Below are 14703 nucleotides of genomic sequence, written 5' to 3' on the forward strand. Positions count from 1 at the left end.
CGGCAGCGCCGCCCGGTTCACTTCACGTGGTCGGGGCTCAGTTCACGCGGTCGACGACCGTGGAGATCCCGTAGACGAGGGCGATCAGCGCCGCCAGGACCACGACGACGATCGCGATGCCGATGTAGCGCTGGATCTCCAGTTCGTGGCCTTCGCGCACGGGCCGACGCCAGCGCCCGTAGCGCCAGTGGTCGCGTCCCTGCTCGTAGTCGGTCGCGAAGTCCTCCAGGAGCGCCTGGAGGTCGGCGAGGGTCTCGGCGCGCCTGGCGAGCTGGCGGCGCAGCTTGTACTCGTCGGCGTCGATCGCCCCGCGCCGGCGCGCCTGGGCGAGCCGGTAGAGGGCCATGCGCCGGTGGGCCCTGGTGGGGCGGATGGCGAATGCGTCCATGACGTGCTCCCGCGGGGTCGGTTCCCCGCGGGGGTTCCCCGTCCGCGCCGTTCGTACACATTGGGACGCGGAGCGGATCGGGTTGCGCGCCAGGCGGTTCAGTCCAGGAGCGCGCTCACCGCCCGGGCGAGGTCGGTGTCCTTCGCGGAGACCTTGCTCCCGGCCGAGTGCGTGGTGACGGAGACGGTGAGCTTGTTGTACGCGATCGTCAAGTCCGCGTGGTGGTTTCGTCGCTCCGAGAGCAGGCCGACGCCGGTGGCGGCGACGAGCGCCTGGAGGTGGCCGTCGAAGGTCCACGTGGCTTCGAGGCGGTCGCGTACGTGCTTCCAGCCGGGCAGCTCGGACAGGGCGAGTTCGATCTCGCCTTCGGTCAAGGGTTGGTCGCTCATACCCCGATTGTCGCAGCCCGAGCGGCTCAGGTCTCCTCGATGAGCGTCACTTCGCCGGTGTCGAGGTCGTAGACGGCGCCGACGACGAGGACGCCGTCGAGGTTCTCGCGGCGGCCGAGGTCGGCGACGGTGCGGCGGACCTGGAGGCGCAGTGCCTTCGGGGCCGCGTCCTCGCCTTCGGGGGTCTCGGCGAGCGCCTGGGAGGCCGGCTGCCAGAGCTGCTCGACGAGGTAGTCGGTGCGCGGGTCGTGGGTGTCGGCCTCGACCGCGTGGAGGGCGGCGTTGATGGCGCCGCAGCGCTCGTGCCCGAGGACGACCACGAGTCCGACGCCGAGTTCGGCGGCGGCGAACTCGAGGGAGCCGACGGCGGCCCGGTCGGGCACGTGCCCGGCGGTGCGCACGACCAGGAGCTGGCCGAAGTCGCAGTCGAACACGGATTCTGCGGTGACGCGGGAGTCGATGCAGGTGAAGACGGCGGCGCTCGGCTTCTGGCCCGCGGCCTGCTGGCGCGCGGAGGTGATGTCGCGCTTGTAGCGGGGTTCGCCGGCGATGAAGCGGCCGTTTCCTTCGAGGAGCGCGACGAGCGTCTTGGCGGCTTCGTGGTGCTCCATGAGCGTGGAGGCGGTCAGTTCTGGCACGCCATGAATGGTGCCGCACGATCCGTGGCGGCGCAAGCGCGACGGGCGGACCGTCACGCACCTTTTACCGACCTCACGTTACCGTTCCGAGATCTTCTGGTCATTAAGGAGGACTTGTCGCTCGCAGAATGGGACCATATGATGAACGGGAACTACCGCATTGCGATTCACCTGCGGGTTCGTCCCTCTCAGGAACTTGGAGGCCACCGTGCGCACGTACGGCGAAGGCTGTCCCGCGGCCCACGCGCTCGACCTCGTCGGCGAGCGCTGGTCGCTCCTCATCGTCCGCGAACTCCTGCTCGGCCCGAAGCGTTTCACGGATCTTCGCAGCGGCCTGCACGGCGCGAGCGCCAACGTGCTGTCGCAGCGGCTGCGCGAACTCGAGTCGTACGGGGTGATCACCAAGCGGCGGCTGCCGCCCCCGGCGGCGTCGAAAGTGTACGAGCTGACCGAGTGGGGCCGGGAGCTGGAGGGCGCGATCGTGCTGCTGCTGCGGTGGGGCGCGCGGTCAGCGGCGATCCCGCTCGACGCGCCGATGGGCGCTGACGCGCTGATCCTGTCGATGCGGAGCCTGTTCATGCCGCAGTCGGCGCAGGGGTTCGACGCGGCGTTCGAGCTGTGGGTCGGGGACCGCCCGTTCATCGCCGAGATCATCGACGCGCAGCTCATCCTCGCCCCGGGCCGGCCCGAGCACCCGCACGCGGTCATCCGCACCGACGCGGAGACGTTGAAGCGCCTGACCTTGGGCGGGCGCAGCCTCGACGTGTCGCTGCACGCCGGGCGCGTCACCGTCCAAGGCGACCAGGCGATGGCCGAGCGGTTCCTCGGCATGTTCCGCCTCCCCGAGCCGGCCCCGGCCTCGGCGGGCACGGGACCGGTCTAGGGCCCGCCCGGTGTCCCGGACCGGCTCGACCGGTCCCTGCTAGACCGGGATCTCGCCGGTCCCGTTCGGTTTCGCGCGGCGGTCGGTGATGAGCATGTGCCCGGGCGCGTGGGTGATGGCGTACGGCAGCTTCGCCTTGACCACCGCCTCCTGGAGCGTCACGCCGCAGGCCCAGAACACGGGGACGTCGCCGTCGTGGAGCCGCACCGGGTCGCCGAAGTCGGGGCGGGCGAGGTCGCGGATCCCGATCGCCGCCGGGCTGCCGATGTGGACCGGCTCGCCGTGCGCGAACGGCATGTCCCGGGTGATCGAGGCCGCCTGGTCGACCATCGCCGCCGGCACCGGCCGCATCGAGACCACGACGGGTCCGCGGAAGCGCCTGGCGCCCATGGCCTTGCGGTTGGTGCGGTACATCGGCACGTTGACCCCCTGCTCGAGGTGGCGCAGCGGGATGCCGGCGCGCTCCAGGAACGGCTCGAACGTGAAGGTGCACCCGGTCAGGAAGGTGACCAGGTCGCTCCTCCAGTAGTCACGGACGTCGGTCGGCTCGGCGATCAGGTCGCCTTTGCGCCACACCTGGTACGCCGGGAGGTCCCGGCGCAGGTCCGCGCCGTAGGCGAGGTCGGTCCAGTAGTTCCCGGCGCCGACCACGTCCAGGAGCGGGCAGGCCCGCGGGTTCCGGACCGCGAAGCGGCGCAAGGCGATCGCGTGCATCCGCGGCACGCTCACCAGGTTGGCCTGGACGTATCCATGGGACCACCCGCTGGTGTGGGCGACCAGGCCGCGGCGGAACCGGGCGCGGGCCTCGCGGGGACCGACCTGCGCTTCAGGACGCTGTCTCGTGAACATCGCTCCTCCTCGTTGTGCTGCTCGACGATTCGAGAATCCGATACGGGCATGTCAACGGGTTCACGAGTCCTTCACGAGCAGCATGCACATGCAGATCCGACTCTCGTGCGCAGCTGCTCGCTCACTGAGCGAACAGCCTTGCGAGCGTTCCCAAATGATCAAGAAATGCCCATAGACTGGGGTGAATCTGCTCGGCCGCACCTCGGCTCCCCTGGAGGTGGCGCCCTTGGACTTCGGCATCCTCGGCCCGCTGCAACTGGCACTGGACGGCCTGCCCGTGCCGCTCCCGGGCCGGACCCTGCCCAGGCTCTTCGCCGTGCTGCTCTTGGAGCCCGGCCACGTGATCCCCTTGCACCGCCTGGTGGACGCCGTGTGGGGCGACGACCCGCCCGCGACGGCGAAGCGGCAGATCCAGAACACCGTCGCCACCGCGCGGGGCCTGCTGCTGCAGGCCGGGACCAGCGAGATCGAGACCGTCGGCGACGGATACCGGCTCCGCGTGCGCCCCGAGAACCTCGACGCGCTCCGGTTCCACCGCGCCGCCCGGATCGCCCGCGAGCAGGTCGCCGCCTCCGAACCCGAAGCGGGCCTCGAAAGCCTCCGGGAGGCCCTCGACCAGTGGCGCGGCCCGGCGCTCGCCGGACTCACCGGCCGCGTCATCGAAGCCGGCGCGCTCCGCTGGGACGAGGAGCGCGCCGCCGCCGAAGAAGCGCGCGCCGAACTCGAACTCGCCCTCGCGACCGGGGTCTCCGTCGTCCCGGACCTGCGGCGGGTCCTCGAACGCCACCCGTACCGCCAGCACGCCGCCGAACTCCTGATGACCGCGCTCTACCGCGAGGACCGGCCCGCCGAGGCCCTCGACGCGTACGAGGCGATCCGCCGCCAGCTCGACGACGAACTCGGCATCGACCCCGGCCAGCGCCTCAAGGACCTGCGCACCGCGATCCTCCGCGACGACCCGTCCCTGCGCCCGGCCCCGAAGTCCGCGCCGCCGCCCGCGCCCGCGCAGATGCCGGTCGTGCAGCCGCTCCCGGCCCCGGCGCAGCTCCCCGCCGACAGCATCCACTTCACCGGCCGCAGCGAGCAGCTCACCGCCCTCGACGCGCTCCTCGGCCCCGGCCCGCAGGTCGCGGTCCTGTCCGGGATCGGCGGCTCGGGCAAGACCACTCTCGCGATCCACTGGGCCCACCGGGTCCGCGAGCAGTTCCCCGACGGGCAGCTCTACGTGAACCTGCGCGGGTTCGACCGGGCCGCGCCCCTCACGCCCCTCGACGCGCTCGCCGGTTTCCTGCGGGCGCTCGGCGTCCCGACCGAGGCGATCCCGTCCGACCCGGACGAGGCCGCCGGGCTCCTGCGGTCGCGCCTGGCCGACACGCGCACGCTCGTCGTCCTCGACAACGCCCGCAACTCCCAGCAGGTCCTCCCGCTGCTGCCCGCGACCGCCGGCTGCGTCGCGGTCGTCACCAGCCGCTCCCGGCTCCCCGACCTCGCCGCGCTCCGCGACGTCCGGCAGGTCACCGTCGGCACGCTCGACGCGGTCGAATCGGTCCGGCTGCTCGAGAGCCTCATCGGCGAGCGCCGCGTCGGCGCCGAGCCCGAGGCCGCGGCCCGCATCGCCGGCCTGTGCGACGGGCTCCCGCTCGCGCTGCGGATCGTCGGGACCAACCTCGCCACCCAGCACGTCTCCCTCGCCGACACCGCGGCCGCGCTCGCCGGCCACGACCGGCTCGCGCACCTCGCCGTCGAAGGCGACCCGACCACGACCGTCGCGGCCGCGTTCGACCTGTCGTTCCAGGCCCTGGACCCCGAAGAGGAGCTGCTGTACCTGAACCTGGCGTTCCTGCCGGGCGCGGACTTCTCCAAGGACCTCGCGACGTCCCTGGTGACCTGGGAGCCCCGGGCGGCCGAGCGGCTCCTCGCGCGGCTGGTCACCGCGCACCGCATCGACGAGTACCGGCCCGGCCGCTACCGGTTCCACGACCTCGTCCGCGAGTACGCCCGCCGCAAGGCCGAGGCCGCGTTCGACCCGGCAGCGCTCCAGCGCCTGCGCGAGCAGACCGTCGAGTGGTACGCGAAGAGCTCGACCCGGCTGCCGGTCGAGGAGTACCGCAACATCGTCGCGACCTTCCTCGAATGGAACGGGCACCCGACGGTCTCGCGGCTCCTGCGGCGGCTCATCGCCTTCGCCGACGCCGGCTACCGCGACGAGACCGCCCTCGCCGACTCCCTGTACGAGCTCCCCGAACTCGCGCACGTCGCCGAGCAGGGCATCGAGACCGGCGTCCGCTCGACGGACCCGATGGACGCCGCCCGCGCCTACGCGCTCGCCGACGCCGTCGCGTACGCCTCCGGGGACCTCAACCAGTCCAAGCTCTACGCCGAGAAGACCCTCGAATACCTGCGCCGGACCCCCGACGGCGACCGGACCGGCAAGGCCCGCAACGACCTCGCGACCACGCTCACCCAGCTCGGCCGCTACCGGGAGGCCCTGTCGATCCTCCGCGAGGCCCTCCTGGCCGCCGAGACCTCCGGGGAGCGCTGGGTCCACGTCGAGGTCCTCACCTCGCTCGGGACCGTGCTGCGCCGCATGGGGATCTTCCTCGAAGCCGAAGCGCAGCTCCGCAAGGCCCGCGACCTCGACGCCGCCGCACCCGAGGGCCCGACCGCGCCGTACCCGCTGCTGGCGCTCTCGGAGCTGTACGTCGACCTCGGGCGCATCAGCGCCGCCGAGGAGCTGTGCCGCGAGATCGCCGAGATGCTGCGCGACCACCCGTCGAAGTACTACCGGTCGCGGCTCTACTTCCGGCAGTTCGCCGTCCACCGCGCCGACGAGGACCACCCGCGCGCCGAGGCCGCGCTGCTGCGCGGCATCGAACTCGCCGAGCAGATCAACAACTGGCGCCACCAGCTCGTCTACACGTACTGGCTCGCCGACCTCTACATGGACACCGGGCAGATCGACCACGCTCGCGACGCCCTCGGCCGGGTCGCCCACCTCGGCCAGTACGAGACCTCCGAGACGCTCGCGGTCAAGGCCCGCGTCATGTGCCGGCTCCTCACGGCCGTCGGCGACCCCGCGCGGGCGATCCGGATGGGCCGCCAGGCGTGCGACGTGTTCGCCGCGATGCCCGACCCGCTCCGCCACGCCCGCGCCCTCGTCGCCCTCGCCGCCGCCTACGACGCGGCCGGGCTCGGCAAGGAGGCCGAGGACGCCCGCGGCGAGGCCCGGGACCTCTTCACCGCGCTGGGGATCCCCTCGCCGGTCTGACGCGGCGGCTCCAGTCGGTCGACGGATGCGGTCCCAGTCGGGGCCCCCATACAGTTGCGGCACACCCACCGACATGGAAGAGGCACGACATGCACGCGATCCGACAGCACGAGTTCGGCGGCCCTGAGGTCCTCGTGTACGAAGAGGTCGCCGACCCCGAGCCCGGCCCCGGCCAGGTCCGCATCGACAGCCGCGCCGCCGGCGTCCACCTGCTCGACACGACGTTCCGCAGCGGCGACAAGAACGGCCCCTACCCGCTGCCCGACCTGCCGATGATCCCCGGCCGCGAGGCCGCCGGGATCGTCGACGCCGTCGGCGACGGTGTCGACCCGTCGTGGATCGGCAAGCGCGTCGTCGCCCACCTGGGCTTCGCCTCCGCCGGCTACGCCGAGAAGGCGGTCCGCGAGGTCGAATCCGTGCACGAGATCCCCGAAGGCGTCGACTTCGGCGAGGCCGTCGCGATGATCGGCACCGGCCGGACCGCGCTGATGGTCCTCTCGGTCGGCCCCGTCGCCGCCGACGACGTCGTCATCGTCCCCGCGGCCGCCGGCGGCCTCGGGACCCTCCTGGTCCAGGCCGCCAAGCACGCCGGCGCGTACGTGGTCGGCCTGGCCGGCGGCGCCGACAAGGTCCGCCAGGTGGCCGCGAACGGCGCCGACGCCGCGATCGACTACAAGGCCGCGGACTGGACCGACGTCCTCGACCGGGCGCTCGAAGGACGCGAGGCGACGCTGTTCTTCGACTCGGTCGGCGGCGAGGTCGGCCGGGCCGTGTTCGAGCGGCTCGGCTTCGGCGGCCGCATGGTGGTCTTCGGCTGGTCCGCCGGGAAGGCCACCGAGGCCACGGTCGAGGAGATCGTGGGCCGCGGCCTGTCCGTCTCCGGCGCGCTCGGCCCGAAGCTGCTCGAGAAGCTCGGCGGCCTGCGGGCCCTCGAAGAGCGGGCGCTCGCCGAGCTCGCGGCCGGGCGGCTGCGCCCGGCCGTGCACCGGTTCACGCTCGCCGAAGCCGCCGAAGCCCACCGCGCCCTGGAGAACCGGGGGACCACGGGCAAGGTCGTGCTTGTCCCGTGACGAACGCGGAAGGCCCCTCGACGCGGTGCCGAGGGGCCTTCGCCTCGTCGTTCATGAAGCCTGTGAAGCCCTGCCGCCTATGAAGCGGTGACGAGCTCCGCGGGCGCGATGTTCGGGACCGCGGCTTCGGCGTGCGCGCGGGCCAGCGGGATCGAGAGCACCAGGCCCGCCAGGGCCAGGCCGACGCCGACCAGGATCGGCGCGGTCAGGCTCAGACCGAGCGTGAGCGCGAGCCCGCCGAGCCAGGCGCCGTTGGCGTTCGCGAGGTTGAAGGCCGCGTGGTGCAGCGAGGACGCCAGCGACGGGGCCGCGTGGGCGCCGTCGAGGAGCAGCCGCTGCATGACCGGGCCGACCAGCGACGACGAGGTGGCCATGAGCAGGACCCCCGCGATCGCCAGGACCGGGTTGTCCATGGAGAAGTACATCGCCAGGAGCACGGTCGCGATCGACGCGAACGCCGCGAACAGTCCCTGGATCGGGGCCTTGTCGGCGACGTGGCCGCCGAGGACGTTGCCGAGCGTGAGGCCGACGCCGAAGACCGCGAGGGTGATCGCGATGGCGACGGGGCCCATGCCGGTGACGTCCTCGAGGATCGGCGTCAGGTAGGTGTAGGCGGCGAACATGCCGCCGAAGCCGACCGCGCCGGTGACGAGTGGGAGCACGACGCGCTTGGAGCGGATCGCGCGGATCTCGTCGGCGGCTTTGGTCGGCACGATCACGCCGCGCGTGTCGGGCACGGTGGCCCAGATGGCGGCGGCGGCGACCAGGCCGAGCGCGGCGACGGCCGCGAAGATCCAGCGCCACGAGAACTGGCCGATGACCAGGGCGCTGAGCGGCACGCCGATGATCGTCGCGACGGTCAGGCCGGACATGATGCCGGAGATCGCGCGGGCGCGGCGGTCGAAGGAGACGAGGCTGGCGCCGACGACGGCGGCGGCCCCGAAGAACGCGCCGTGCGGCAGGCCCGCGATGAACCGGGAACCGAGCAGGAATCCGAAGTCGGGCGCGAGCGCCGTCGCGAGGTTCGCGGCGGCGAAGGCCAGCATCAGGCCGATCAGCAAGGGCTTGCGCGGGACGCGGGTGGTGGCGACGGTGAGCAGGGGCGCGCCGAGGACGACGCCGACCGCGTAGGCGGAGACGGCGAGGCCGGCCTGGGCGAGCGAGACGCCCTGGGAGGCGGCGACCTGGGGAAGGATCCCCATGATCGCGAACTCGGCAGTGCCGATGCCGAACGCGCCGATGGACATGGCGAACAGGGGCATGCGCATGGAAAGCAGCTCCGGTGGGATGAGAAGGAGGGTGAGAACGCTGAGGCTGTCACCGGCTGCTTCCTTGCCGTACCGGTCGCTGATCAAGATCGGGAGGCGGGGCCTCCGCGATCAAGCGTAATAACACTCGCCGCACGAGTAAAAGTCCCTGGAGTGAAATCCTCGCGTGATGTCCGTCGCCGCCGGGTTACGCGTGCGACGCGGGGGTTTCGGAAGTGACGCCCGACAACGTCCTGAACGCGGCCGCGGTCGGCGAACCCGGCTGCGGCACATAGAAGATCAGGCGCAGCGCACTCCCGGGCACCTCGAGGACCTGGCAGTCGAACTCCAGCGGCCCGAGCGACTGGTGGACGACCCGCTTCGTCTGGGCCCGCCGCACCGCCACCTCGTGGTCGGCCCACATCTCGCCGAACTCGGGGCTGGTGCGCAGCAGCTCGTCGACGAGCCCCCGCAGTTTCCGGTCGCCCGGATTGCAGGCGAGCGAGGCCCGCAGGTCGGAGACGCAGTAGCGGAGGAACTCGCGCGTGCTCGGGTTCGCGAGGCGCAGCGCGGTGTCCGGTCCGCTGAAGTTGGTCCGCAGGATGTTCCGCTCGTCGGGGGTCAGGTGCGAGAGGTAGCCCATGAGGCGCTCGGACATCTCGTTCCAGGCGATGATGTCGTAGGCGGCGTCGATCGCGTAGGCCGGGTAGTCGCTCAGCCCGTCGAGGAGGTTCCGGATCGTCGGGGTCACCTCGCGGCTCAGCTCCGACTGCGGCGGCTGCTCCACGAGGTGGAACAGATGCGAGCGCTGGTCCCGGTCGAGCACGAGCGCCCGCGAGAGCGCCCCGAGGACCTGCCGCGACGGCTTGGGGCCGCGGGCCTGCTCGAGCCGGATGTAGTACTCGACGGAGATCCCCGCGAGCTGTGCGACCTCCTGGCGCCGGAGCCCGGGCGTGCGCCGGCGCGTCCCGGCCGGCAGCCCCACGTCGCCGGGCTGGATGGCGGCGCGGCGGGTGCGGAGGAAGTCGGCGAGCTGCTGTCGGTCCATGCGGCAATCCTCCCCCGGTTCGCGCCCCGCAACCAGGTACCGGATGTACCACCATAAAGAGTCCTCTTTGCAGGTGCCGGAATCCGGCGCAGGCTCGTGGCATGGAACAGAAGACGGCGCTCGTCACGGGCGCGAACAAGGGAATCGGCTACGAGATCGCCAAGGGGCTCGGCGCCAGAGGCGTCAAGGTCCTGGTGGGGGCCCGCTCACCCGAGCGGGGCGAGGAAGCGGCGGCGAAGCTGCGGGCGGAGGGCGTCGAGGCGGCGTTCCTCCAGCTCGACGTGACCGACGAGGACTCGATCGCGAAGGCGGCCGCTGCGGTGGACCGACTCGACATCCTGGTGAACAACGCGGCCGTGGCGCTCGCCGACGGCGACTGGAACACAAGCGAACTCACGGTGGCGACCGCCCGGAAGGTCTTCGAGACCAACGTGATCGGCGTGATCGCAGTGACCAACGCGTTCCTGCCGATCCTCCGGAACTCGCCCGCCCCTCGCATCGTGAACGTCTCCAGCGAGGTCGGCTCGCTCGGCTTCATGACCGGCGACCACGAGTTCGCCCAGATGCAGGGCGGCGCCTACGGCGCGTCCAAGTCGGCCCTCAACATGCTGACGGTCTCCTACTCGAAGGAGTTCAAGGACGGCCCGGTCAAGATCAACGCCATGACCCCCGGCTACACCAAGACCGACCTCAACCACAACCAGGGCTGGCGCGACCCGGCGATCTCCGCGAAGGTCGCCATCGACCTCGCCCTGATCGACGACGACGGCCCCAACGGCGGCTTCTTCCAGGAGGGCCTCGAATACCACGCGGACACCACTGTCCCTTGGTAGTCGCGGTCCCCTGGTAGACGGCAAGTGGAGGGCCCCCGCCGCGGCGGGGGCCCTTCGCCTGCCGTCAGACCGGTCGCCGACGGAACACGATCAGGATGCCGACGAGCGACCACACGATGAACTCTGTGGAGAAGACCGCGAGCGAGACCGTCAAGCCCAGGAATCTCCCGGTCCCCATGGCCGCCATGGCTATGGCGAACGACGAGCAGCCCGCCGCAATGGCGATTCCGACCGGTAGCCCGCCCGGCCGGGGAGGGAATGCGCTGGAACGATCCCCGAACATCGCCTTCGAGATCTTGATGAATGCGATCAGCAGACCCGCCGCGAACAGCAGGCCGGCGATGGTGAACAGCGGCTGCCAAGCCGAGCCCAGGAAGTACCCCAGGGTCCACACGGCGTAGGCGGCCGAGGTGCCGAGCCCGATCACCACCAGTGACAGGAACTCGGCCCGGATCCTCAGCAGATGGTTACTGGAGATTCGTTCGCGGTCGATCCGGGCCGGGTCCTCGTCGAAGAGGCGCTGGTCTTCATCTGTCACGAGGGGTCACGCTCTCCTAGCGGACGGGCCGGCCGGGGCCCTGGCCGTCTCTGGGGAGGTACTGGGACAGGATCGCGTCGACGTCGAGCTTGTCGCCGACGAGGCGGCGGGCCATCTCGGCGGCCTTGAGGGCGTACTCGTCGCGGGCCCGGCGGATCAGGGCGACCATGGACGGGCCGAGCGACTGGCGGTAGCGCATCGCGGCCTCGTTGACGCCGATCTCGTCGACCTTGCCGTTGGCGTCGAGCTTGACGCGGAGGAGGCCGTCATCGGAGAAGACCTCGACGGCGTCGGCGCCGAGCTCGGCGCTGACCTCCTCGTACCGGCGGAGCGTGGCCTCGGCTTCGCTGCGCATCCGCTCGAACTCGGCCATGATCTGCTCGGGCGTGGGCCTGTCGCTCATCGCTGCCCCTCCTCGCGCTCGGCGGCGAACACGTCGGCGAGGGTCCGGCGGATCTGCTCGGACAGCTCGCGGTCGGCCTCGTCGGTGGCGGTCTTGACGGTGGCGGCGGTCAGTTCGCCCAGTTCGAGCCCGCTGAGCTCGAACGCGTTCATCCGCAGGTCGATGGTCCTGACGTCGCCGCCGGGGCCGGCGACGACGCGCACGGCGCCGTCCTCGGACACCGCCTCGACCTCGACTTCGGCCGCGAGCCGCTGGGCCTCGGCCAGTTTGCTGTGTATGTCGCCGTGCATTGGACGGCTCTCCTTCCTTGACGTGCGGGGGCGCGGGCTCAGTTCCAGTACGCGAGCCGCTTCGCGGGATCGCCCATCCACTCGGGGCGGAACTCCTCGGGTTCGAGGCGCAGCCGCGGGTCCTCGCGGACGATGCGGCGGTCGGCGTCGCGGTGGGCGTACAGGTGGGCGTCGGCGCGGACCGCGGCCGCCTCGCCGTCGCGGATCTCGCATTCGAGGCGCTCGCTGGTCCCGTCGGCCTCGAATTCGAGCGTGTGGACGCCCGGCCGCAGCGGGTACCACCAGTTGCCCCAGGTCGCGGGCAGCTCGAGGCCGTCGATGCGGACGCGCGGCGGCGCGGCCCGCAGGGCCGCGAGCTCGGGGTCGCGGACGACGACGCCGTCGCCGTCCTTCCACAGGTGCCGGTGGGCCCTGGAGCGCACCAGGAGCGCGCCGTGGCCGGGCGCGAACGCGGGGAGCGACTCGGGCCGGTCGCCGACGAGCGCGGGCCGGTCGGGCGTGTCGGCGCCGTCCCACGGGTACCGGACCGGTGTCGACTGCGCGGGCCCCTGGCGTTCGAGGCGCAGCGCCGCGAGGCGGGCGCGTTCGCGCTTGCGCCACGACGCCAGCGGGATCAGCGCCAGGATCAGGACCGCGAGCACGGCCAGAACGACCCGGCTGCCGGTGGCGTCGAGGCTGAAGGCGTTCACCGCGCCGAGCGGCAGCCCGCAGACCAGGACGACCATGGCCGCCCACTCGTACAGGTACACGCGGGACGCCGGCGGCAGCGCGTCGACCGCTTCGGGTCCGAAGCGGACGGTGTGCCGGTCGGCCTCCTCCCACCACACGAGGGTCGCGGTCGCACCGTCCTCGATGCGGACCACGACCGGGCTGGCGGCGGCGCCGCTCTGCACGTCGACGACGTGCGGCCCCGCCGGGAGCACGACGAAGACGGTGCCGTCGCCGACCGCGACGGGCGTCTCGTCGACCGCCGCGACCGGCATGGTCGCGGCCGAGTCCAGGACCAGTTCGAGCACGCCGGAACCGGCGGGCGGGACCGGCCGCGTCAGCGCCGTCTCATGGGGCGAGGGCACCGCCTCGACGGCGGCGTCGCGGTGGAGCAGGGGCTTCGAGCGCAGGGGCCGTCCCAGCAGGTCCGCGTAGATGCCGCGGCCGCGCCTGTAGGACTCGCCGAGGTTCTTGGGGATGGCCTTGCGGTCGATGCCCTGCACTACTTGCCCCCGGCGACCTTGATGTCCTCGGCGGCCTTGATGTCGGCGTCGCGGTAGGCGGCCGCGACCTCGGTGAACCGCGTCGCGTTCCCTTCCAGCGCGGGCGAGATGAGCGCGACGTCGCCGGCGAGCTCCACGCGCTGCTGGTTGTAGCCCTCGACCCAGCCCTGGCAGGCGAGGCCCCACGTGAAGAAGTCGGTCTCGGTGTCGCTGTTGACCGCCTGCGACAGCGCGTCGGCGTCGCCCCGGATGCCCTGGAGCTTCTCGGCGACGCCGTCAAACTCGTCGGGGTCGACGCTGGTGTACGTCGCCATGTCCCCGGACGGGTTCGAGGAGGCGGGCGTCGGGTTGCCGCGGCCGGGCGCGCCGGTGCTCTGGATGCCGCCGGCCCAGTTGGAGACGATCCCGCCGGCCCACTGCAGCATCTCCGCGGAGGACTGCCGGAACGTCGAGCCGAGGATCTCGGTGCCGATGTGCGCGAGCTGCTTGCCGGTGAACTGCGCGAGCGACACCCGCAGGAACATGGTCGCGGTGTCGATCGCGGACTTCTGGGTCACCCACATCAGGAACGTCGCGATCGAGCTGCCCGCGGTCACCCACGCGGAGGCGAGCGCGACGAGGCCGTAGATGATGACCTGCTCGATCAGCGCCGACAGGAGCGCCTTGATGAGCTCGAAGACCGCCTTCGACAGCATCTGGGCCATGCCGATGTGCGACTCGATGTGCGAGATCGCGGTGGCGATCCCGCCGAGCGCCGCAGCCATCCCGTTGACCTTGTCCTTGGCGGCGTCCGTGGTCGGCGACTGGGAGGTCTGGAGCGAGTCCTGCCAGGCCGCGTCGATCTCGTCCCGCAGGGCGACGAGGACGTCCTTGAACTGCCGCCACCGCTCCTGGAGGTCCTGCATCTGGTTCGGGTCGCCCGAGAGCCACGTGAGGAGCTTGTTGGCCGGTTCGAACAGGTTGAGGACGAAGTCGAGGCCGACGTTGACGAGCATCCCGAGCGGGTTCTTGAACGCGGCGAAGCCTTCGAGGCCCAGGCTGGCGATGTCGGCCATGACGGTCATCGCGGCGTTGCCGGCGGTGACCTCCTCGTCCTCGATGGCCTTGTTGATGACGTCGGCGCTGTTGAGGAACTGCTTGATACCGGGGACGGACTCTCCGGCCTTCTTCCAGGCACTGTCTTCGCCGGGCTTGTCGTACGTGGTGATGTCGGACGGGTCTTCCGCCATGGATGGGCTCCCGGGAGGTCGGAGGGACTGGTGCGGATTCCGACCATAACGGATTCCGGCAATCCGGGGAAGCGGCGCGCAGGCGAAGCGGGCCCCGCGCCGGGACGGGGCCACTGCGAGCGGATCGTGGTAGGGCAGGCAGGACTTGAACCCGCGACCCAGGGATTATGAGTCCCCTGCTCTAACCAGCTGAGCTACTGCCCCGAGCGGGCAATATCCTCTCACACCCCGTGTCGGTGCGGTGGCCCGAGGGCCGCGGGCCGCCGGGAACGGTGCGGAGCGGGGTCCCGCGGCGGGGCGAATCGCCACACGGTGTTCACTGGGGCCGAATCGGTCGGAAACAGGCTCGTGGCACGGCCGCGGGGCTCCTGGCTGCGACGCGATAACATTCGCGCCACATTTGCAACGGTTCTATAACG

At 71.7% G+C, this 14703-nt stretch carries 15 protein-coding genes and 1 tRNA gene; 4 read left to right on the forward strand and 12 right to left on the reverse strand.

Annotation, left to right across the window (positions count from 1 at the left end):
- Nucleotides 1-37: 37 nt before the first annotated feature.
- The 3 genes from GFD30_RS16830 to GFD30_RS16840 form a co-directional block, all read right to left on the reverse strand.
- Nucleotides 38-388 (reverse strand): DUF1707 domain-containing protein, encoded by a 351-nt coding sequence (locus GFD30_RS16830; RefSeq protein WP_153026359.1) that lies wholly within the window; start codon nt 386-388, stop codon nt 38-40.
- Nucleotides 389-486: 98 nt separating this feature from the next.
- On the reverse strand, nt 487-777 hold the full coding sequence (locus tag GFD30_RS16835) for a 4a-hydroxytetrahydrobiopterin dehydratase (protein ID WP_153026360.1): 291 nt from the start codon (nt 775-777) through the stop codon (nt 487-489).
- 26 nt (nt 778-803) lie between these two features.
- On the reverse strand, nt 804-1415 hold the full coding sequence (locus GFD30_RS16840; protein WP_322633339.1) for a carbonic anhydrase: 612 nt from the start codon (nt 1413-1415) through the stop codon (nt 804-806).
- Between the two features lie 208 nt (nt 1416-1623).
- Between GFD30_RS16840 and GFD30_RS16845 the strand changes: the two genes are divergently transcribed.
- Complete coding sequence (locus GFD30_RS16845; protein ID WP_322633340.1) at nt 1624-2298, forward strand: winged helix-turn-helix transcriptional regulator; 675 nt, start codon at nt 1624-1626, stop codon at nt 2296-2298.
- A 39-nt stretch (nt 2299-2337) separates the two neighbouring features.
- On the opposite strand, the gene GFD30_RS16850 is transcribed toward GFD30_RS16845, so the two are convergent.
- A complete protein-coding gene (locus tag GFD30_RS16850) occupies nt 2338-3147 on the reverse strand; it encodes a putative hydro-lyase (RefSeq protein WP_153026362.1) in 810 nt (269 codons plus the stop codon).
- 181 nt (nt 3148-3328) lie between these two features.
- Here GFD30_RS16850 and GFD30_RS16855 point away from each other — a divergent pair, with 181 nt between their 5' ends.
- The gene (locus GFD30_RS16855) at nt 3329-6415 is read left to right on the forward strand and encodes an AfsR/SARP family transcriptional regulator (protein ID WP_153026363.1); all 3087 of its coding nucleotides are present in this window, start codon (nt 3329-3331) and stop codon (nt 6413-6415) included.
- An 89-nt stretch (nt 6416-6504) separates the two neighbouring features.
- Complete coding sequence (locus GFD30_RS16860) at nt 6505-7485, forward strand: zinc-binding dehydrogenase (RefSeq protein WP_153026364.1); 981 nt, start codon at nt 6505-6507, stop codon at nt 7483-7485.
- A gap of 77 nt (nt 7486-7562) precedes the next feature.
- On the opposite strand, the gene GFD30_RS16865 is transcribed toward GFD30_RS16860, so the two are convergent.
- Both GFD30_RS16865 and GFD30_RS16870 read right to left on the reverse strand, forming a co-directional pair.
- Entirely contained in the window at nt 7563-8753 is a 1191-nt protein-coding gene (locus GFD30_RS16865) for an MFS transporter (RefSeq protein WP_153026365.1), read from the reverse strand.
- Nucleotides 8754-8940: 187 nt separating this feature from the next.
- Nucleotides 8941-9780, reverse strand: coding sequence for a helix-turn-helix transcriptional regulator (locus tag GFD30_RS16870; protein WP_153026366.1), 840 nt, complete (start codon nt 9778-9780; stop codon nt 8941-8943).
- A gap of 101 nt (nt 9781-9881) precedes the next feature.
- Here GFD30_RS16870 and GFD30_RS16875 point away from each other — a divergent pair, with 101 nt between their 5' ends.
- Nucleotides 9882-10613 (forward strand): SDR family oxidoreductase, encoded by a 732-nt coding sequence (locus GFD30_RS16875; protein ID WP_153026367.1) that lies wholly within the window; start codon nt 9882-9884, stop codon nt 10611-10613.
- A 64-nt stretch (nt 10614-10677) separates the two neighbouring features.
- Here GFD30_RS16875 and GFD30_RS16880 read toward each other — a convergent pair whose 3' ends face one another.
- The 6 genes from GFD30_RS16880 to GFD30_RS16900 all read right to left on the reverse strand — a co-directional run bounded on the left by GFD30_RS16880 (nt 10678) and on the right by GFD30_RS16900 (nt 14488).
- Nucleotides 10678-11151, reverse strand: coding sequence for a hypothetical protein (locus GFD30_RS16880; protein ID WP_153026368.1), 474 nt, complete (start codon nt 11149-11151; stop codon nt 10678-10680).
- A gap of 16 nt (nt 11152-11167) precedes the next feature.
- Complete coding sequence (locus tag GFD30_RS16885) at nt 11168-11554, reverse strand: YbaB/EbfC family nucleoid-associated protein (RefSeq protein WP_153026369.1); 387 nt, start codon at nt 11552-11554, stop codon at nt 11168-11170.
- On the reverse strand, nt 11551-11844 hold the full coding sequence (locus GFD30_RS26335; protein ID WP_194201998.1) for a YbaB/EbfC family nucleoid-associated protein: 294 nt from the start codon (nt 11842-11844) through the stop codon (nt 11551-11553). Before GFD30_RS26335 ends, GFD30_RS16885 begins: the two co-directional genes overlap by 4 nt.
- A 38-nt stretch (nt 11845-11882) precedes the next feature.
- Nucleotides 11883-13055 (reverse strand): hypothetical protein, encoded by a 1173-nt coding sequence (locus GFD30_RS26340; RefSeq protein WP_194201999.1) that lies wholly within the window; start codon nt 13053-13055, stop codon nt 11883-11885.
- Nucleotides 13055-14284: a hypothetical protein gene (locus tag GFD30_RS16895; protein WP_153026371.1), complete on the reverse strand. Its 1230-nt coding sequence runs from the start codon at nt 14282-14284 to the stop codon at nt 13055-13057. The genes GFD30_RS26340 and GFD30_RS16895 overlap by 1 nt, the downstream gene beginning before the upstream one ends.
- 127 nt (nt 14285-14411) lie before the next feature.
- A tRNA-Ile gene (locus tag GFD30_RS16900) sits at nt 14412-14488 on the reverse strand.
- Nucleotides 14489-14703 lie beyond the last annotated feature (215 nt).

This window comes from Glycomyces albidus (assembly GCF_009451885.1).
In the GTDB taxonomy this organism is placed as follows: Bacteria; Actinomycetota; Actinomycetes; order Mycobacteriales; family Micromonosporaceae; genus Glycomyces; species Glycomyces albidus.

Bases quoted from the DNA above. Each gene is read 5' to 3' on its own strand.
- GFD30_RS16830 (WP_153026359.1), bottom strand. From the start codon at position 388: ATGGACGCATTCGCCATCCGCCCCACCAGGGCCCACCGGCGCATGGCC.
- GFD30_RS16835 (WP_153026360.1), bottom strand. From the start codon at position 777: ATGAGCGACCAACCCTTGACCGAAGGCGAGATCGAACTCGCCCTGTCC.
- GFD30_RS16850 (WP_153026362.1), bottom strand. From the start codon at position 3,147: ATGTTCACGAGACAGCGTCCTGAAGCGCAGGTCGGTCCCCGCGAGGCC.
- GFD30_RS16860 (WP_153026364.1), top strand. From the start codon at position 6,505: ATGCACGCGATCCGACAGCACGAGTTCGGCGGCCCTGAGGTCCTCGTG.
- GFD30_RS16865 (WP_153026365.1), bottom strand. From the start codon at position 8,753: ATGCGCATGCCCCTGTTCGCCATGTCCATCGGCGCGTTCGGCATCGGC.
- GFD30_RS16870 (WP_153026366.1), bottom strand. From the start codon at position 9,780: ATGGACCGACAGCAGCTCGCCGACTTCCTCCGCACCCGCCGCGCCGCC.
- GFD30_RS16875 (WP_153026367.1), top strand. From the start codon at position 9,882: ATGGAACAGAAGACGGCGCTCGTCACGGGCGCGAACAAGGGAATCGGC.
- GFD30_RS16885 (WP_153026369.1), bottom strand. From the start codon at position 11,554: ATGAGCGACAGGCCCACGCCCGAGCAGATCATGGCCGAGTTCGAGCGG.
- GFD30_RS26335 (WP_194201998.1), bottom strand. From the start codon at position 11,844: ATGCACGGCGACATACACAGCAAACTGGCCGAGGCCCAGCGGCTCGCG.
- GFD30_RS16895 (WP_153026371.1), bottom strand. From the start codon at position 14,284: ATGGCGGAAGACCCGTCCGACATCACCACGTACGACAAGCCCGGCGAA.